The organism is Pirellulales bacterium (assembly GCA_035546535.1).
Classification (GTDB): Bacteria; Planctomycetota; Planctomycetia; order Pirellulales; family JACPPG01; genus JACPPG01.
This window is the reverse complement of the sequence record DASZWQ010000111.1, coordinates 146,082-165,323: the sequence shown is the minus strand read 5'-3', so window position 1 is coordinate 165,323 and position 19,242 is coordinate 146,082. Positions and strand designations below refer to the sequence as shown.

Below are 19,242 nucleotides of genomic sequence, written 5' to 3'. Positions count from 1 at the left end.
GCGGGGACGCCGCGGCCAGTTTGCGGCCGATCGGGTACGGGTGATTCGGTCGCCAAGCGGTACGGCCGCGCCGGTAGGGTCGCCCAACGATCGCATCATGCTTATATGACGTCCGTCGATCCCCATCTCAGGCCGTTCGCCAGCGAAGGTTCGCCCGGCGCGCCCCGCCAGCGCAGCAAGTGGCTGCTGGCCGCGGGCGGTACGGCGCTGATCTGCGCGGCCGTGTGGGGCGTCTACGCTCGAGTGATCGACGCGCCGTTCATCTACGACGATTACACCACGCTCGCCGACAATCCGTCGGTGCGCGAACTGTGGCCGTTATGGAAAACCTCGGGCGAGGTCAGCCCGCTTCGCCCCTCGGTCGACACGCCGGTTTCGGCGCGGCCGCTGGTGAATTTGACCTTCGCGATCAATTATCATTTCAGCCACCTGTCGCCCTCCGGCTACCGGCTGACAAACGTAGCGATTCACATCGCGGCGGCGCTTTTCTTGTGGGCTCTGGTGCGGCGGACCTTGCTCCTCGATTTCTTCGCCCATCGCTATGACGGCGTCGCCGGAGCGCTTGGTTTTCTGGCGGCACTCATTTGGGCCGTGCATCCTCTGAATACCGAAAGCGTCGCCTATATCACGCAGCGAACCGAGTCGCAGATGGGACTGTGCTACCTGGCGACGATGTACGCGTGTGTTCGATATTGGACAGCAACCGGACGAGGGGCGCGCGTTGGGTGGCTCATGGCGGCGGCGATCGCATGCCAGTTGGGTGCCTTGAGCAAGGAGATCATGGCCACACTGCCCGCCGTGGCGTTGCTCTTCGAGCGGACCTTTGTCGCGGCCTCGTTCGGGCGAGCCCTGCGACGATCGTGGCCGCTGTACGTCGGGCTGGCGCTCGGATGGATCCCGCAAGTCGTGATCAACTATCACGGGCCGCGCACGCCCAGCGCGGGTTTTCACTTGGGGTTGCCGGCGCTCGTCTGGTGGTACACACAGACGGAAGTGCTGTTGTTGTACTTGAAGCTGGCTTTCTGGCCGTGGCCGCTCGTGCTGCACTACGAAATTCCGTACAAGGAAACACTGGCCGTGGCCTGGCCGTGGGTATTGCCGGTCGCGCTGTCGGCACTGGCTACGATTTATCTCGTGTGGCGCCGTACGAGCGCGGGATTTGTGGCGACGACGGTCGTCGCGGCCCTGTCGCCGACACTCCTGGTGCCGTGCGTCGGCGAGATCGTGGCCGAGCGGCGGATGTATGTATCACTCGCGGCGCTCGTTCCCTTTGTCGTGGCAGGCAGTTACGACATCGTGCGGCGCCTGCTGCAGCGCCTGCCCGGGGACGCGACAACGGCGACGGCCGATCGGTATTCGCTCGGCGTGATGGCCTGGAGTTGGGACGCGGTCGCGCTGGCTTTCATTGCCGTGGCAAACATGCGGCTCGTTTCCTACGCCAATCAAGTAACGCTGCTGGCCGAGACGGTCGAGCGTCAGCCAGACGATCTCTCGATGTTGATCAACCTGGGAGTGGCCTTGTCGCGCGCCGGCCGGCCGGAGGAGGCGCTGCCGCATTTTGAACGTGCCGCGGACTTGTATCAAAACTCGCCGCTCTTGAACTACAAGTTGAATCACGAGGCTCACAAGCTGTACTACAACTGGGCGCTCGCCTGCCAGGATTTGGAGCGGCCGGACGAAGCCATTCATCACTACGAAGAAGCCATCAACGTGTTGGGCGATCATGCCCAATCGCATTACAACCTCGGTTTGCTGTTGCAACAGCGTGGGCTTTTGGCCGCTGCGCTCGCGCAATACAAAGAGGCCTTGCGTATCAATCCAGCGTTCGCGGCGGCGAACTGCAACCTGGGGGCATTACTGGCTACCGCCGGGCAATTCGAGGAGGCGATTCCCTACCTGGAAAATGGATCCCGCCTGGATCCCGAGCCCGGCACGTTCATCAACCTGGTGGACGCCTATTCCCAAGTGGGGCGCAAGGACGACGCGATCGTCGCGGCGCGAACCGCCATCCGCCTGGCGCGCGAGAGGAACCGTCAAGAATTGGCGGACCAGATCGAAGAATGGTTAACGACCTTTTCGCCGGCTGGGCAAAAGGCGGAGTAAATCGAGAGCGCGATCGATTGGCCGCGTTTGACCAATGCACTGTTTAACCCGGTGTATAGGATGGGTAGTTCGGTGGGGCCAAAACGCGTTTTGATTGGCGCGATTGTCGGTTTTTCGGTTCTAATTGCAGCTGGGGGCGGGGCCCTCGTATTTCTACGGTACGGTAGTTACGAGGAAGTCCTCGACACATCGGCGAGCGAGATGGCGGATTCTCCGCTTGCGCTCGATCTCAATATTCCCCGTGATGCAAAGCATTTATTCATCGGACGCCGCATCGGCCGTCCGGCATATCAATTCGCGCGCTTTTCCGCATCTCAAACGTCGGTCCAAGACTGGGTAGACCAGCAACGAGCTGATCCCAATTGGAAATATGAGAGCGCGGACTGGGAGCGGGAAAGCGACCGATTTCAAACGTATTGGGATACGAGGTTACCGCCCTGGTTCAAGATCGAGAATATCTCAGACCCAGCTATCCTTGTAGGACGTACTGAGAGTCCGAATGAATTTGGTTGGATCATTATCGACAGTCGGGAGGCAGTCGCCTACGTAGCGCGAGTGCAATGATCCCGTGGAGGCCCGCACCGGCGGACGAGCCACCAATGGCGCCCCGCTGCAATTTTTGAAGCGGCAACGAAGCGACCGAAGCGAAACTTGTTGACCCGCCCTACGTGTCGTTATCGGTCGTCGGGCCACCATTCTTATCGAGCCAATCTTCGTCGGGCGATTCCGAGCCGCGTTCGCCGGCAGCGCCCGATTCCTCCCAGGCGCGCAAAGCTCCCTCGGCAAACCCTCGCACGAAGGCGCCGTCGCGCAACGCACTCGGGGCAAGTGCTGTGCCGAAGCGGATCGCGGCTTGCCAGAATCCGCTCACTTCGCGCGGTGTGATCGAAGCGTCAGGCCGGATAACTTTTACCAGTCGCTGAAAGGCCGGACGATCTTCTTCGTGCGTTCGAAACCAGTCCTGCCACTGTGCATCGGATTTGCCAGCGCGTAGTGATTGCAAGCGACGGCATTCCGTGTCGATACCGGTCGCATGCGTGGCCCACCATTTGCCGCAGGCCAGCCCGTCGTCATAGGCACCCATCTTGAGACTCCCGCACTATCCTTGTGTTCGAGCGTAGTACGATCGCCGGGGGTGGTCACGCGTGTCACGACTCGGGCCGACTGGTCCGGCTCCGCGATTGGCGGGATCGCTTCCCGGCAACGAACCGGCAAAACGCGAGACACCGGTGTACGGGGCGCCTATCATGGCAGCCAGGGGTTCAGGCACAGGCACCTTGAGATGCAACGTATCGCAGATAGCAATTTTCGCAAGTCGCGTGTCCTCCTCTCCCTGATTTCCATGGTCGTCGTCGGCCTCTTGCCGGCAGCGATTGCCCGCGCTCAGATTCTTTATACCGGCGTGAATCTTTCTGGCGCCGAGTTCGGCAATACGCCCACGCCGGGCCATGTCGGCACGTACGGCACCGATTACACGTACCCGACCGATCAGGAAGTCGATTATTTCCTGAGCGAGGGGATGAACACGTTCCGCGTCCCCTTTCGCTGGGAACGGTTGCAGCCGACGCCCAACGCGCCCTTCAACAGCGCCGAGTTCGCCCGGTTGAACAGCTTCGTGACCTACGCCACGAGCCACGGTGCGACGGTCATTCTGGATCCGCACAATTACGGTCGTTATTACCCGGATCCCAACAATTCACAGGGATCCACGCAGGGTTTGATCGGCAGTTCGGTGCCCGATAGCGAGTTCGACGATCTGTGGTCGCGCCTGGCGCAGGATTATAAAAATAATCCGAACGTGGCCTTTGGCTTGATGAACGAACCCAATTCGATGCCCACCGAACAATGGGTCACCGCGGCCAATAGCGCCATCTCGGCCATCCGCGCCACCGGCGCGAGCAACCTGATCCTGGTGCCGGGCAATGCCTGGACCGGAGCCAGCAGTTGGGATCAGAACTGGTATGGCACCCCGAATGCCACGGCCATGTTGAATATCGTCGACCCGGGGCACAACTTCGCGATCGAAGTGCATCAGTATCTAGACGACAACAGCTCAGGTACGTCGGCGACGATTGCCAACAACGACCCGAACATCGGTGTCGAACGACTGACCGATTTCACGCAATGGCTCGAGGCCAATCATCTGCGCGGTTTCTTGGGCGAGTTCGCCGCCGCGAATTCGACCATGGGCGCGGGCCAGATCGGCAACCAGGCCATCACAAACATGTTGAACTACATGCAGGCCAACAGCAGCGCCTGGCTAGGCTGGACCTGGTGGGCCGCAGGTCCATGGTGGGGTAATTACATGTTCACGCTCGAGCCGAATAATCTCGGCAAGCCAAATCAGACGAACCAAGCGGCCATGAGCGTGTTGGCCTCGCACGTGGCAGGCGTTTATGCCAACAGCGACGTCAACCACGACGCGATCGTCAATACTCAGGATCTTGCTCTGGTCAGCAGCAATTGGCTGAAAACGGGGGCTGGCCTGGTCGGCGACGTCAATCGCGACGGCATCGTCAACTCGCAGGATCTCGCGCTGATATCCTCGCAATGGCTGCAGGCCGGGGACGGACAAAGCAGCGCTGCCGTCAGCGTGCCCGAGCCGGCCGCCGCAACGCAAGCCGGGCTCGCGGCCTTGAGCTCGCTCGCGGTGATCGCCATTTTTCGAGTCCGACGCGCGCTGCGCCGCTGGTGCCCCAGGAGAACTGCAAAGTTGAGATTCTGCGCGCGTATCTTCTGTAGCCGGCCTCTTTGAGGCCGGGATTTCCCGTGCGGCTTCCGGGGTCACAGACTCCGGCTACAGACTTTGCAGTTCTCCTGGCTGGTGCCCGCCGGCGCTCGCAGTACACCCAGCGCGCCATTAGATTGATACTCGGCTGTCACGGGGCGTAAGCACGATCGATAGGCATGCGCGGTGGAGTTGATTTCATGCGATGCGCGGTAACGGGCCGGAATCTACGCGTTGTGATCCGTTTGAGCGTGCTTGTCGGGCTCTGCGCGATCGCCAGGGCTGAAGAGCCACAACGGCCTGAGCATGCCCGATCTCCCCAGCAAGCCCAAGCACGCCAGCAAGCGCCGTCGCCAGCGCCCATGTCCGACGCCGAGCGCGCCGTGAAAATGGTGCCGACCAGGATCGAAGCCCGTTACGCCGGCGGCGAGCTTACGCACCTCACGGTGCGCGGCCACATGGCATACCTGGTCAAACCGACCGGCAAGGTCGATGCGCCGAAGCGCTGGCTGTGGGAATTTCCGTTCTGGTTGGGAGTCAACGATGGGTTCGGCAATTTACAGCATCGCAACTATGCCGAAAAAGCGCTGGCCGCGGGCTTTCACCTGGCGGGCATCGACGTGGGGCCCTCCTGCGCCAGCCCCGCCGCTGCCGAGGTGTGCCAGGATTTCTACAAGTTGCTGACAGCGGAGTATGGCCTTGCTCCGCGGGCGCGCATCATGGGGCAAAGTCACGGTGGACTGATTGCTTACGGCTGGGCGTTCCGGAATCCGACGTGCGTCGAGCGGATTGCGGGCATCTGCCCGGCAACCGATTTCCGCAGTTGGCCGGGCCTGGCCAACACGATCAACTTCCCGGCCAAGGGACTTGGTTACGACGTGACAGTCGACGATCTCGAACGTCGCGCGGGCGAGTTCAATCCGATCGACAATCTTGCCCCGCTCGCCAAAGCGGACGTTAAGATTCTGCACATTCACGGTGATCAAGATACGCTTGTTCCGCTTGCCGAGAATTCCACCGAGCTTGCACGGCGTTATCACGAGCTCGGCGGGAAGGCAACGATCGTCGCGATTCCGGGGCTCGGACACGGCGGGCAAGAGCTGTACCACTCGGAGCCCCTGATGAAGTTTCTGCTCGGCGAATGAGCAGCTCTCAATGCGCCGTCGGGCGACGGTGCGCCCACCCGCAATCAACTGGGCCGGGCCGGCAGACCATCGACCGTGACGTGATCCGGAACATCACGAATGACGGCCGAGCGCGGGCCAATCATTGCCCAGGCGCCGACGCAAATGTTCGGCGTCACGATGGCGCCTACTTGAAATGACGCCCCCTCGCCGACACGAACGCTGCCCGCCAGGTCAACTCCGGGTCCGAGATAGGCAAAATCTTCGACCACGCAGTCGTGCGAGACCGTCGCATTCGCTTCGATAATCACGTGGCGACCCAGGGTCACGTTCGGCTGCACGATGGCGCCTTCGAGAATCACGGTGCCCGCCCCGATCGCACACGATGGATTGATAAATGCCGATGGGTGAACGACGGTTGCCCATTGCAAATTCAATCGATCGACGGCCGCTTTGCGCTGGATGGGATCGTCAAGGCCGAGAACCGCAGGCAGCCCGGCCTTTGCCGCCTCAGATAGTGCGCCCACGACCGGCACCTTCAACAGCGTCGTTCCCCATCGCGACGAATCATCGTCGTAGAGGGCTCGTACTCGCATTCCCGCCTGGTCCGCTGCCGCAATCACGGCTTTGGCGACCGAACCGGCGCCGATAAGAATCAGTTCGTGCATTGCCGCCCTGTTGCCTGCCCGGGGGACGAGCGCATGTACTAACAATTATACGCTGCTGGTGATACGACAATTCGTCACCCCCCGACGGGTGCGGCCCGACGCCAGGCCCAGAAGCGATTCGCAGTGTAATGCGCAGCTACAAAGTGGGCAATGCGCTGCTGCCGTTGCCCTGAACTCCCCTGAACGCAACGGCCACGCACTCGAGAAGTCGGCATGGCAGCCGCGGTGGTCGCGGGAGACCTTCATTTCAAAAGGCCGCCTATCAGCGCGTCGACGTCGGAATCCGAGAGATTGCGCCGGGACTCGAGTAACATTTTCCGCAGGTGGGCCTGCCCCTCGACCGAGCCCGGGTAACCGATGTTGCCTGTCGGCCCGGCGCTATCGACGAGCAGCTTTTCGTCTTCGTCGAAAATGCCGAAAAACGGAATGCCGTGGCGACTGCCGCGCGTCAATCGCTCGGCCACTCCGCGGCCGTTCTCGTCGTGATAATCGTCGATCTTCAGAAGGACGAAATCCTTGGCGAGCAGTTCCTCCTCGTCCTTCAGCCAGCGCGCCAGCTTGAAGCATGGCCCGCAGTACCGCTGGCTGACACGCGCCAAAACGCGGCGGTGCGAGCGCTTCGCCTCGGCAAACGCTTCGTTCCACTTTTGCTGGGCGTCGGCGCGTTTCGGAGCGCGCTCTTTGACAAAGGCCGCCGCGGCCTGCGCCGCCTCGGCGGCCGCCACATCGACGTCCAGGCTACCTGTCGGCTGGCCCTGCGAATCAAAAGCATACACGGTCACGTGCCCGGGCGGCGGCAACTTGAAGTCGTGCTCTTTGACGAAGGCCGCGTCTTCCGCCGTCATGTCAACGGCGCTCGTAACGACTTGCATGAAGTCGTACACGTCGTTGTTTTTGTCATGGTCGACGAATTGATCGTTGGCGAACTCGGCCGCGCGCGCCGTGCCGCTGTAAAAGACGACGAGTGGCCGATAGCCGGTCGCGGCGCAATCGCGCAGCGTGTTGCGGAAGCGCTCGGCCAGTGGCTGGTCCGACACTTTGATGGGCGACGTCTGCAGTTTGCTGACGGTTCGTGTCAACGAATGGAGCGGCGTAAACCGCTTGTGGAACAGGTACTCATTTTCTTTCACGCCATCAATACTTGCGGTATACACGAGAAGGTCGAGATTCGCGGGCATCCCATAAAACGTGTAATTGCCTTGTTCGTCAGTTCGAGTCTCGAGCTGTTTGACATCGAGAAGCTTGGCAAATGGTGAGCGGCCCCCTTGTTCTCCTTCAATCCGAACGACGCAGTGCACGACCTGGCCAATGAGCGGTTTTCGGTCGCCGAGTATTTGGCCCTGAAAAGGGATGGTTGGCACGAGAGGCACTTCGATTGGTGCGTCGAGATCCTTAACGTGTACGCCGGCAGCGAGCTTGCCATCGGCCGTTGCGGCGAAAATCCCAACCTGGCTCCCGAAGAGTTCGCCGGAGAATTGGCCGTCTTCGCTGCAATTGACGGTCAATTTGTCGTTGTAAATGCCGTCGATGCTACCAATCTGCACAACCACGTCTCGAAACTTCTGGTCCGAATGGGCCGGCAGCACGATGTGCCCTTTGACCAGGCGCTTTTCGTCGCTGTCCCGATGCAGCTCGACGGTCATCGGCTCGCCGGCGCGAACTTCCACCGATTCCTGCGTGCGCCAGTGCGGCGTGTAAACATTCAATTCCAACTTGCCGGGTGGAGCATGGCACGTGGCCATCCCTGCTTCGTCGGTCTTCACGTACATCTGCGGCCCGCCCGTGCCATGCTTCCGGGCGTTCCCCTCTTGCCAGGTGTAGTCGTGGTACCGGCGCAAGAGGATGCCTAGATTCGGATAGGGCCGTCGTTCGGCCCCGACGGTGACGGCGATTTTGACCTCCTGCCCGGCCGAGATCTCGACCTGCGGCGGCGTGATATGATCCGACGCCGAATCATAGGGCACCAGATCCGTCATGTTGCTCACCCACTGCGAATCGAGCGCGAACACGCAATAGTGAGCGTCGGGCAAAACGTCGACCGTGAAATGGCCGTCCAAATCGGAGAATGCCCAGACCATGTCGGACATTCTCTTTTGCTCGCCCTGAAACGAGCTCAATTCCACCCAGAAACCACCCAGGGAGGTCGTGCTCGTTATCTGGCCGGTGATGGACTTTCGCGGCCGGGCTTTTTTCACTTTGAAAACGGTCACGTTGCCGGTCGTTTCCGGATCGCCGTCGCGCACCCAGTCATCCGTTTCCAGGTCGGCATAAAAATAATGTTTTTCCCAGTCAGGGAACCAGCGATAAACCACCTCTCCCGACGCGTCGGTCTTCAGATGAGAGTGCTCGTTCGTGCCGAGGTAGTTGTAATTCGGCGGCGGCGTGGCCATCTGGATAATGAACGGTAGTCCGGCGACGGGCGCGCCCTGTTCATCGACGAAGCGCATCGATTGGTCGCGGCACTTGCTCAGTTCGATCACGTATTCACTGGCATTTGGATCGCGCGGCGGATCACGATTGAACGAAAAGCCCCCCATGCGAAAATCGTCGGTCCAGGCGGTCAGGTACGAGAACTCCTGATCCGGTAGCAAATGCAGCTGGGCGATTCCCTGATCGTTTGCCCGCGTTTCCAGATCGACGCCGTAACCCACGTCTGCCTTCACCATCGCGCCTGGCGCGGGCTGACCGTTGTGAATGACGGAAATCTTTACCTCGCGCGTGGGCGGCCGGAGAGTCAGCGACAGCCGCTCGATCGCCGCTTGCCGTAATCCGGAGGCCGCAAGTTGCCGGTACGCGACATGATCGTTCTGCTTGGACGAGGCCTTCAGGGACATCGAATACCAGCGCACCCGGTTGACCGGTATCCAGACCTCGAAGCGATTGCCCTCGACAACCGGTTTCACGATCAACAGCTCGCGGCTGTTATGGTTCAAGCGGCAGGCGATTTCGACGTCGGTGGCGGGCCGGCCGTCGGCGTCGAGCACTTCGCCGCTGAGACAGATTTCCAGATCCTTGCCCGATCCGCGAATGAAAGCTGCCTGAGCGTCGTGCGGAGCAGCGAGAAGCGCAAACAGAATGGCAAGTAGAAGACGCGCTCGCATCGTCCCCTCCACGTTCCGTTGGCAAGAAGCAGCCACCGCCGTCCACGCGATCAGCAGCATCTTACCCCCGGCACGGGAGAATTCCTATGAAATTCACTGGCGAATGGTGCAGGCAGGTGAGCACTAGAAGCGGCGAACGTACGACCCCGACCGGTGCGCTTTTTTTCGATCGCCGAGCGAGTGCCGAGCTTAATCGTCGAAGATTGCGACCAAATAAAAGGGCACGCCTCGAAGCGGCTTGCCACAAGGGCGTGCCATTCGGATCGGGCGGCAAGTGGGTCATTCCCAATTCGGCGGCGCCTGCCGCCTGCTTATATGAAACTTCGGCGAACAGCGACTGCGCGAGCAACATCGCTAATGTCACGTTTTGTGGGGCATCGACCAGCGCATGCCTGAAACACGCGTTTCATTTGTTTTGCGGCGCAGCGTCGAGATCTTCGATCTCGGCATCAAGCGTTGGGTCGAGCAAGATGCGGATGTCCTGCTGGTTGAACGCCGGCCGGGTCCGGCTCGGATGGCGAATGACCCCGCCGGCAGGATTCGCGCGGTAGGCCATCAGCTCGATCGGTTTGTCCGGCAACTGCACAATCTCGAAGCGCCCTGCCTCATCCGTTTCGGTCCACGGGCGCGAGCCGGTACCTGATCGCGACAACGAAGCGCCGTGCCCGCCGACAAGGCTGGCGGAAACAGTAACGCCCGGCACCGGGTTTCCCTTGGTGTCGACCACGCGGCCGCGCAGTGATTGACCGGTGGAAACCAGGTTTGCGTCGGGCAACACGACAATCGCCTTGCCCGCCGGCACCGTCTGTACGTAAGGCATCTGGTGCGTAAAGTCGGGCGCTGTTGCGCCATCGTCGGGGTGGATGCCCAGGTAATAGCGTTCTCCGCTTACCGGCCCACAAACGCGGTAGCGCCCTTCGGCATCGGTAACGGTCTCCATGTAATGCGCGATGCGGTTAAGCTGCCCGGGCAAGCTGCCATCGAGCTTGATCCGCACGCCGGCTTGCGGCTTTCCGTCCCGCATGATCCGGCCGGTGATCACCGGTGCTGTGCCGGTTTCCAGCACGGCATCCACGAATCGGGTTTCCTCCAGGGGATGCTTGGCGTCGGCCTTGATCGTGAGGCGTGCGCTTCCCTCCACCGACGACGCGGTCACGATTGCTACCATCTGCGGCATTAAGCCATACAGCGTGAACCGCCCCTCAGCGTCGGCGGTCGTCTTTGCCTGGCCGAAAGGTTGTTCCGTGTTTTGAGCATGCACGATGGCTCCGGCGATGCCTTTTCCGTCGGCGTTGCGAACGACGCCGCGCACGGCCAACCCGCGCGGTAACCGAAGCGTTATCGGCTCCAACGGGCGCGACTCGCGGACGTTGATCGTTTTCGTCGGCGGTCCCATGCCACGGTTATTGGACGTGGGCGCCAGGTAGCCGTAGACCGGGTGCGCGAAACTCAGGTCCCCATCGCCGACAGCGACGGGCAGGTGAAAATCGCCCCGCGCATCGGTGACAGCCTGTGACGGAAGCGCGAGCCCCTCGCCTGTCGTTCGGTATATCAAATAGGCGCCGGCGATCGGAGCGCCGGTATCCGCGTCGACGACACGTCCGGTGAGCAATCGCCCGGTGGCAAGCGCCAGCGTGACCTGCGGGGCGTCGTCATTTTCGGCCACCTCGAACTCGAGCGACCCACCCATGCCAGGATCGAACGGATCGGCGGCGTACCAGACAGTGAACGATCCGGCGCCGCGCAAATTCACGCGGGCGACTCCCTCTTGGTCTACGGGGCCAACTCCGGCGAAATGCCGCTCGGCATCGATCAAATGCACGCCGCCGCTTGTGACCGGGGCGCCATCGCGTGTCACGCGGATGGTTACATATCGCTGCGGCTTCAGCACAACATCCAAAGGCGCGCGCAGCACGCGCACGGTCTCGCGCGGCCCGTTCTCGGCTTTAAGCTCGCGGATTTCCTTGTCACCTGAAGTGTCGATGAAAAAGGAATCCCGCGCGGCACCGATCCGTTCGACGCTTGTGACCAGTCGGTAGCCGGCCGGCAGATGCGCCAGCTCGAAGTGTCCGTCGGCGTCGGATTCGGTCCTGAATGAAACGTCCGAGAGCGTCAGATTCAAATCACCGGCGCTGCGGAAAACGGCGTTATATGCCCCCGTCGCGCGCGTGGCGGCGGTGACGGCCACCTTGGCGCCAGCCAGGGGCTTGCCATCGGCGTCGCGGACGGTCCCCTCGACTTTCGCCTCGGGCGCGAGCGTCAGTCGAATCTCTTGCTCAGGCCGGTCCGGGTCGACGTCGCGCCAGGCGAATCCGCGCCCGCTACTCCAGGCGATCACCTCGACGCTGCTTTCCTGCCTGCCGGCAAAAATCTCGGCGGCCAGTCGTGAGGGTACGCGAACCTGTTCGAAGCGAAAATGCCCCGCGATGTCACTGCGCGTCCGCGCGATGACGTCACGATTCGATCGCAATGCCATCACGTAGAGATGGCCACCGATTTTGGCCCGCAAAACGACGGTCGCCAAGCGAACTGGCGCGCCCTGCTCGTTCACGACCGTCCCCGCAATCGAAATCGTCGGTGCGTCGGCGCCGACCGGTTCGCTGGTGGTCTCCACGGGAGGCGCGGGCCGCGCGCTTGGCGCCGTGGGCGCGGACGCGTTGGCAGCGTCTTGCGCGACCGCAACCGTCACGTCGCATAACATCGCGGTCAGCAAAGCCGTCGCGACAAGCCATCCACCGGTGCCCGAGAACAGATGATCTCTCAGCGTGCGGCGGTGAAGCATTGTCGTCCTCTCGTCGCGGAAAAGTCGCGATGCTCTGCACGGGTTACTCGTCGGTTCACTTGGCCGGCGCGGCGCGCAGTGGAACGCGCAGGTCGTCGATCGATTCGGTGATCCGGATGCCAAAACTCTGGTCCGAGAGCGCCTGATAATTGAGCGCGGCGCTGTCGACGGCAAAATCCTTGATCGGGAAGCGCAGTTCATAGGTCTCGGGTGCTAGACCAGTCGCCTTGAAGCGGCCGCCGGCCGAGATTTCGACCTGGGCCAGGTCCCAGGCAGGATCACGATCGAGACTGAGCCTGGCCCCGCGTGGCAACGTCTGACCCGGCGGCAACTCGACGCGCCCCGTAAGGTGCAAGGCAGGGATCATCGTCAACGTGCCAAGATCGCGCGATTCGCCATCGGCGGGAACCGTGAACTTCTTGGTGGTCAGCACGGGCCCCTCGTCCTTGCCGGTGAGTGGTGTAAAAATCGCATACGGCTGCGATGCCGGCAAATAATCGAAAGCAAAATGTCCTTCGGCATCCGTGGTTGCTTCAACGGCCTTGATGAAATGATTGCTCGCGCCGCGGTCCATCTGCACGACCGCGATGCGGGCCGCGGCGGCCGGCTTGCCTTCGAAAATAAGGGTGCCCGTCACCCGCGCCCCCCGCGGTACGACAATCGGTTGTTCTTCCTGCCCAGGCGCCACGAGCTCGGCCTGGACGCCCGCGTAGCCATCGGCCACGATCTCGAGATCGACGCCTTCCAGCCCCTCGGGGACGAGCATCGTAAAACGTCCGTCCCGATCGCTAACCGCCGCGCGGCAGTTCTCGACCACGCCCCACCAGCGTCTCTCCCCTTCCTTCGCTCCCCAAGGGCTGACGAGCGCCGCGCGGATCGGTGTCCCCTGCGCGTCGACGATTCGGCGGCGAATGGTGCGTTCGGGAGGTAAGTCCGTCGGCGCAGGCTCAAGCGTAATGGTCAACGAACCCAATAGGGGATCGATGAGCTTTGAGAGATGCGCCTCCTTGCCCGGCGCTGTGCAGAGCAACTGAAACTTGAGCATCGGATCGAGTTCGCGAAGTTCGAACTGCCCCGCGTCGTCCGTTTCGGTCCACTTGGCGCAATCTCGATAGCAACTGGGACAGAAGATTCCTTGACCGATGCGCGGCGCGGCCGTGGCAATGTCGACCCGGGCCGCGGTGACCGGCTGCCCCGCGGAATCGATCACTTTGCCGCGCAGCGCCATGCTGAAAGCCGGTTTTGCGGCGGGAGTCTTGGGCTCCGCACCGCGAGCCTGGCCTGTCGAGACCAAAGCGAAAACGCACCCTGTGCCTAACGACCGTAGCGCTAGTGTCACTCGCCCGCGCATCGAGAAGCCCCCTCAGGCGCGAAAAACGACGTCAACCGTTTGGTTGAAAAGCTTGTTCCGTAAACGTTGGCTAAGCAACGGCCCGCTGATTATGACAGACGCGTCCCGGACTAGCCAATTCTTTTGTCGGCCGAAACGCGCTGCACCGTCGGCGGCCAAACTGACTGTTTGGGAGGCGGAGGTGGCAAAAAAGAGGGCCGTCGAGGCGCTTGCAAAGCCTCGACGGCCGGATCGTTTTTCGCCGCGGGCTGGACGGCGAAACTCCGTCCTCGAAGAGAGCAAACGGTGGGCCAAGCGCCCGAACTTCAGGCACATACATTAAGAAATCGAAAAGGACTTCTTCGCCCGCCCGCACGTATATAATTGTTCGTTGGTTCCACCCGTCTGATGTCGGCACGCAATGTGCGGTGACCTTCGAAGCGGTAGATGGGGGCGCGCCGCATGGGAGCACCGGCGGGCCGTGTCCCCTTTCGAAGGAGCCCGACAAATGTGCCGTCTGTTAACTCTAGTCGCCTGCGTCGTTGCTTGGTCGTCCGCATCCTTGGGGCTGGCCCAGTTGCAAAATCCCACGGGCTTTCTCGACCCCGCGGGCGTCAATCGCGCCGGCACGGCGAATCCGCCGAACACGACCATCGGGCCGATCGGCGGTTCAACCCTGCCGCCGGGCGCGCCCAGTGGCTATTATCCGCGCGAGGTCGAAACTAATCCCGCGCTGCGGCAAGAGGTGCGCCGACCATTTGGCGGAGGCGGATTCCGATACCGCGCCGCGCCGCCGCCGGACGGTGTAATTCCCGAAGGCACGGGCGACGCCGACGCGAGCGGTAAGGTTCGCCGCACCGAGCGCCCGGCTGCACAAGTCGACGCCCGCACCGATGCGCTCGGACCCGCCACCGGCAAGCTGGCGCGCGACTGGCGCTACGTTTATTCCCAAGGACGCCATTGGTACTGGATGCCCAACGACACCTGGGACGTGTGGCACAACTCGGGCTGGGTGCCGTACAAGCGCGGCATGTTCTCCCAGCCCTACTTCGGCTACGGAACGCAGGTACGCGGCTACCGCGCTATGCCCCCGGACGCGCAGGCAGGTGGACCTGTCGGCGCGCCAGGTCAAACGGCAGCCGCGGCACATGGCGAAAGCGCGGTCGCCCGCGCCAGGACGGTGACGGGCAGCGAAAGGACGTACGCGCCGGAAGAGGTTACCGTGCCGCCTGAGACCGGCGACGCAGTGCGTGCTCCGGCAGCCGAGAACTCATCCGCCGGGCCGGCGATGCCGAACGAACACTTTATTTCGCCGTAGGTGACGCGGCCGGCAGCCGCTCGAGGGAAGTTCGGCCGCGACAAAGCGCTTCCGCATGTCAATCCGCTGCCTTGCGCACGCTGATGCGCTTGATCATGCGAATCCAGCGCACCGGGCGCTTGTCATCGGGAATCACGAGGCGGAACGGCCCCTCGCGCTCGCCGAGCGCTGCGTTGTTTCGTCTGTCTGCTAACAGCACGATTTTGTCCGTCGTAGCCGGATCGACTTCGGCAATCGCCAGCACGACGCGGTAGCCATCGGTTGCTTCTACCAGGACATAGCTGGCCACGCGCGGGCCGCGCACTTCTTTCCCCAGCTTCACGCCGCAATGCACAAGCACCTCAGCAAGCTGCACCCCTTGGTACTCGATGGTCGTGCCGGGCTCGTCAGGCAAGGTCACCGTCTTGCGTGGTAGTTTCGCAAGGTCGGCGGATGTCAGCTCGTGCGGTTGTCCTTGCTCGTCGACAACTGTGAGCGACGCGGTGTCATCGGCCGCCGGCGCAAACGCAGGCGTACCGGCATTGGCAAGTATCATGAGTGACCAAACGATAAAAAACCGGGCGCGACTCATGCAAAAGTACCACGATGGATAATTTTCAACGGGCACGGCAGTCGTGGAGTTTCCGGCGCCCATTCTATCGCGATCCAATCACGCCGACGAGCGACCTGTCGCCAGAGCGGGCCCGAAAATCAGGTTTTATCCGTGGTGCTCCGTTGGGTTGTGCTCAAACACTTCACTGAGAGGGTGGGCGCTCTCGTTCTTGAGCAGCTTTCGCCCACGTTCCAGTTGCGCGAACAGGAAAAACAGGCCGGGAATGATCAACACTCCGACGGCCGTGCCGATGAGCATCCCACCAGCCGCCGTCGTACCGATGGTACGGTTCCCGATCGCGCCGGCGCCGGTGGCCACGACCAGAGGAATCAAACCAGCGATGAAAGCGAAGGATGTCATTTGTATGGGCCGGAAACGCTGCTTGGCGCCTTCGACGGCCGCGTCCTGAAGTGATTCGCCGTCCTGCCGTCGCTGAATCGCGAATTCCACGATCAGGATCGCGTTCTTTCCCAGCAGGCCGACCAGCATGATCAGCCCGATCTGGGCATAGACGTCGTTCGCAAGCCCCGTGGCCTTCAGGAAGAAAAAGGAACCGAAAAGTCCGACCGGCAGCGACAGGACAACTGCCAGCGGCAGGATGAAGCTTTCGTATTGAGCGACCAGGACGAGATAAACGAAGGAGACGACGATAAGGAAGATATAAACCGCCTCGTTCCCCTTTCTCGCTTCGTCGTACGCCAGTCCGGTCCAGCCGATGTCGAAGCCGCGAGGCAACGTCTGGGCGGCGACCTCCTTGATGGCCTGGATGGCTTGACCGGTGCTGTAGCCGGCACTCGGCGCGCATTGAATGGCGGCCGAGGTGTACAGGTTGTAGCGCGTGATTTCGTTCAGTCCTTGCTTGGTCTTGATCGTCATGAACGCCGAATAAGGGACCATTTCCCCTTTGGCGTTCTTGACGAACAGGTTGTCGATATCCGTGGGGTAACGGCGAAACTCCGCCTTGGCCTGGACGAAAACCTTGTAGAAGTAGTTGAAGCGAATGAATCCCTGTTCCCAGGTGCTGCCAATGAGAATGTTGAGGCTGTCCATCGCGTCCTTGATGGTCACTCCCTTCTGCATGGCCACGTCGTTGTCGATGTTCAACTCGTACTGCGGGTAGTTGGCGGCATAGAAGGTGAACAAGTTGCTCACCTCAGCGCGCTTCTTCAGGGCGGCCATGAACTTGTTGGTCACTTCCCCGAGTCGCTGGTAGTCGGCGGAGAAGGTCGTGTCGAGGACGAGCATCGAGACGCCGCCGGCATTGCCAAAGCCGGGGACCGCGGGCGGTTCGAAGAACTCGAGCCTCACGTTGCTCATCGTGCGGCTTCTTTCTTCGAGTTCGACGATCAACTGGCGTGCGGTGCGCTTGCGGTCTGACCAGTTTTTCAAGTTGATGATACAAGTGCCGGAGTTCGAGCCGCGGCCTTCGGTCAGAACCTCGTATCCGGCCAACGAGGTAACCGACGAAACTTCGTCGATCCCCTTGGCGATTTTCTCGAGCTCGTGCGATTTGGCGTTGGTGTACTCGAGCGTCGAGCCGGGAGGCGTCTGCAGAACCGCGTAAATGATGCCTTGGTCCTCGCCGGGAATAAAACCGGTTGCCAGCTCCGAGTCGACCACCAGGATGCCGACGGCAAATCCTCCGACGACGGCCGCGGTCAGCGTGCGGCGCGTGACGATCCGCCGGACGATCGCGGCATAACCGCCGGTGACCCTCTCGACGGCGCGATCAAAAGGCTTCCGCACGAAGGGCAGAAGAATCAGCAGGAATCCGATCGGTCCCCACAATTCATAGGCCAGATACGTGACTCCGCACATGATGAGTGCGCCTCCGAGCGCAACGAGCAGCTTGACCGCGAGGCCGCGCGGCCGCTTCGCTTTGCTCGTATCTGCACTAAACCCGTTCTCCAAGTCGGGGCTTGTCTCAGGGTCAACGTCGCCGTGGCTATGGGGCCTGAGAATCATCGCACACAAGACAGGCGTTAACGTCAACGCGATCAGGCCGGAGAGGATGATGGACGTGGCCATCGTGATCCCAAACTCACGGTAGAAGGTGCCAGTCGCGCCAGGGATGAATGTCACCGGAACGAAAACGGACGTCATTACGAGAGTAATGGCGATGATCGCGCCCGAGATCTCGTGCATGACCTCGCCCGTCGCCCGGTAGGGGGACAAGTGTTTCTGGGACATCTTGGCGTGAACCGCCTCGACGACCACGATCGCGTCATCGACCACGACCCCGATCGCGAGAACCATGGCGAAGAGCGTGATCAGGTTGATCGACAGCCCCATCAACCGCAAGACAAAGAATGTTCCGACCAGTGAAACCGGAACCGCGAGTGTCGGGATCAGCGTTGATCGCAGATCCCCGAGGAACATGAAGACTACGAGCGACACGAGGATAAACGCTTCGAGCAGCGTGTGCAGCACCTTTTCGATCGAGGCGTCGAGGAATTTCGAAACATCGTACGCGAACTCGTAGTCCATCCCCGGAGGAAACGACTGCTTCTTGATTTTTTCGAGTTCTGACTTGATCGATTCGATCACCTCGGCCGCGTTGGATCCGGGAGCCTGCTTGAGAGCGATCGAGGCCGCGGGATGCCCGTTGATGTCGGAGTAGATGTCGAAGAACTGGGAGCCTAACTCCACCTCGCAGATATCCTTGAGCCGCAGGATCTCGCCGTCGGGGTTTGCCTTCAAAATGATGTTTTCGTACTGCGCCGACTTGTTGTAGCGGCCGATGTACGTCAGCACATACTCTTTGGATTGCGACGTCTTGCCCGTGGCCTCGCCGAGCCGGCCGGGCGAGCCGATCACGCTCTGCTCGGAAATCGCCTTCATCACATCATCGGTCGAGACGTTGTAGGCGCGCATGCGGTCGGGATCGAGCCAGATGCGCATCGCAAAGATGCGGTTGCCGAGGTTTCTGGGGATGCCCATGCCGCGGATCCGCTTCAGCCGGGGCATGACGTACAGGTTGGCGAAGTTAAACAGGTCCGTCTGGTCGGCATGGGGGTCCGTGCTGTAGATGTTTACGTACATCAGCATGCTCGGCACGACCTGGCTGACCAGGATCCCCTCGCGCACCACGAGAGGCGGGAGCTGGAAGAGCACGATGTTGACGCGGTTTTGCACGTTCACGACGTTGATGTTCGGATCCGTGCCGGGCTCGAAGTAGATGATGATCGTCGCCTCGCCGGCGCTGGTCGCCGAGGAGGTGATAAAGCGCATGTTCTGCACGCCGTTGATGGATTGCTCCAACGGAATCAGAACCGAATCGACCAGCACGTTGGCGCTCGCGCCGGGATAAGAGATGGAAACCATCACCGTCGGCGGCGCAATGTCAGGGAACTGCGCCACCGGGAGGGTCTTGATTCCCAGCACTCCAAGAAACAGGAGCACGATCGAAATGACGATCGCGAAGGCCGGCCGAGTGAGAATTTTCGTGAACATGGATCCGCGTCTGTCTTGTTTGCGTTCGGGGGCGAGGATCGCG

Annotated in this window: 12 protein-coding genes; 5 read left to right on the top strand and 7 right to left on the bottom strand. The window is 61.5% G+C overall.

Annotation, left to right across the window (positions count from 1 at the left end):
• Positions 1-105: 105 nt before the first annotated feature.
• Together VHD36_14290 and VHD36_14285 are read left to right on the top strand one after the other, a co-directional pair.
• A complete protein-coding gene (locus VHD36_14290) occupies positions 106-2,103 on the top strand; it encodes a tetratricopeptide repeat protein (protein HVU88487.1) in 1,998 nt (665 codons plus the stop codon).
• 27 nt (positions 2,104-2,130) lie between these two features.
• Positions 2,131-2,667, top strand: a complete 537-nt coding sequence (locus VHD36_14285) for a hypothetical protein (protein HVU88486.1) — start codon at positions 2,131-2,133, stop codon at positions 2,665-2,667.
• 100 nt (positions 2,668-2,767) lie between these two features.
• Here VHD36_14285 and VHD36_14280 read toward each other — a convergent pair whose 3' ends face one another.
• The gene (locus VHD36_14280; GenBank protein ID HVU88485.1) at positions 2,768-3,187 is read right to left on the bottom strand and encodes a hypothetical protein; all 420 of its coding nucleotides are present in this window, start codon (positions 3,185-3,187) and stop codon (positions 2,768-2,770) included.
• Positions 3,188-3,385: 198 nt separating this feature from the next.
• Here VHD36_14280 and VHD36_14275 point away from each other — a divergent pair, with 198 nt between their 5' ends.
• Together VHD36_14275 and VHD36_14270 are read left to right on the top strand one after the other, a co-directional pair.
• Positions 3,386-4,858: a cellulase family glycosylhydrolase gene (locus VHD36_14275; GenBank protein ID HVU88484.1), complete on the top strand. Its 1,473-nt coding sequence runs from the start codon at positions 3,386-3,388 to the stop codon at positions 4,856-4,858.
• 335 nt (positions 4,859-5,193) lie between these two features.
• Positions 5,194-5,976 carry a prolyl oligopeptidase family serine peptidase gene (locus VHD36_14270; protein HVU88483.1) on the top strand — a complete coding sequence of 261 codons (783 nt, stop codon included), beginning with the start codon at positions 5,194-5,196 and terminating at the stop codon, positions 5,974-5,976.
• Between the two features lie 44 nt (positions 5,977-6,020).
• Here VHD36_14270 and VHD36_14265 read toward each other — a convergent pair whose 3' ends face one another.
• The 4 genes from VHD36_14265 to VHD36_14250 form a co-directional block, all read right to left on the bottom strand.
• Positions 6,021-6,623 carry a NeuD/PglB/VioB family sugar acetyltransferase gene (locus VHD36_14265; GenBank protein ID HVU88482.1) on the bottom strand — a complete coding sequence of 201 codons (603 nt, stop codon included), beginning with the start codon at positions 6,621-6,623 and terminating at the stop codon, positions 6,021-6,023.
• Positions 6,624-6,865: 242 nt separating this feature from the next.
• On the bottom strand, positions 6,866-9,724 hold the full coding sequence (locus tag VHD36_14260) for a thioredoxin family protein (protein ID HVU88481.1): 2,859 nt from the start codon (positions 9,722-9,724) through the stop codon (positions 6,866-6,868).
• 406 nt (positions 9,725-10,130) lie between these two features.
• Positions 10,131-12,506, bottom strand: a complete 2,376-nt coding sequence (locus VHD36_14255) for a carboxypeptidase regulatory-like domain-containing protein (protein ID HVU88480.1) — start codon at positions 12,504-12,506, stop codon at positions 10,131-10,133.
• 55 nt (positions 12,507-12,561) lie between these two features.
• The gene (locus VHD36_14250) at positions 12,562-13,734 is read right to left on the bottom strand and encodes a carboxypeptidase-like regulatory domain-containing protein (GenBank protein HVU88479.1); all 1,173 of its coding nucleotides are present in this window, start codon (positions 13,732-13,734) and stop codon (positions 12,562-12,564) included.
• A 610-nt stretch (positions 13,735-14,344) separates the two neighbouring features.
• On the opposite strand from VHD36_14250, the gene VHD36_14245 reads away from it, so the two are divergent.
• Entirely contained in the window at positions 14,345-15,154 is an 810-nt protein-coding gene (locus VHD36_14245; protein ID HVU88478.1) for a hypothetical protein, read from the top strand.
• Positions 15,155-15,212: 58 nt separating this feature from the next.
• Here the strand turns inward: VHD36_14245 and VHD36_14240 are convergent, their stop codons facing one another.
• Both VHD36_14240 and VHD36_14235 read right to left on the bottom strand, forming a co-directional pair.
• Positions 15,213-15,689, bottom strand: coding sequence for a molybdopterin-dependent oxidoreductase (locus tag VHD36_14240; protein ID HVU88477.1), 477 nt, complete (start codon positions 15,687-15,689; stop codon positions 15,213-15,215).
• 162 nt (positions 15,690-15,851) lie between these two features.
• Positions 15,852-19,199, bottom strand: a complete 3,348-nt coding sequence (locus VHD36_14235) for an efflux RND transporter permease subunit (GenBank protein ID HVU88476.1) — start codon at positions 19,197-19,199, stop codon at positions 15,852-15,854.
• Between the last annotated feature and the right edge of the window lie 43 nt (positions 19,200-19,242).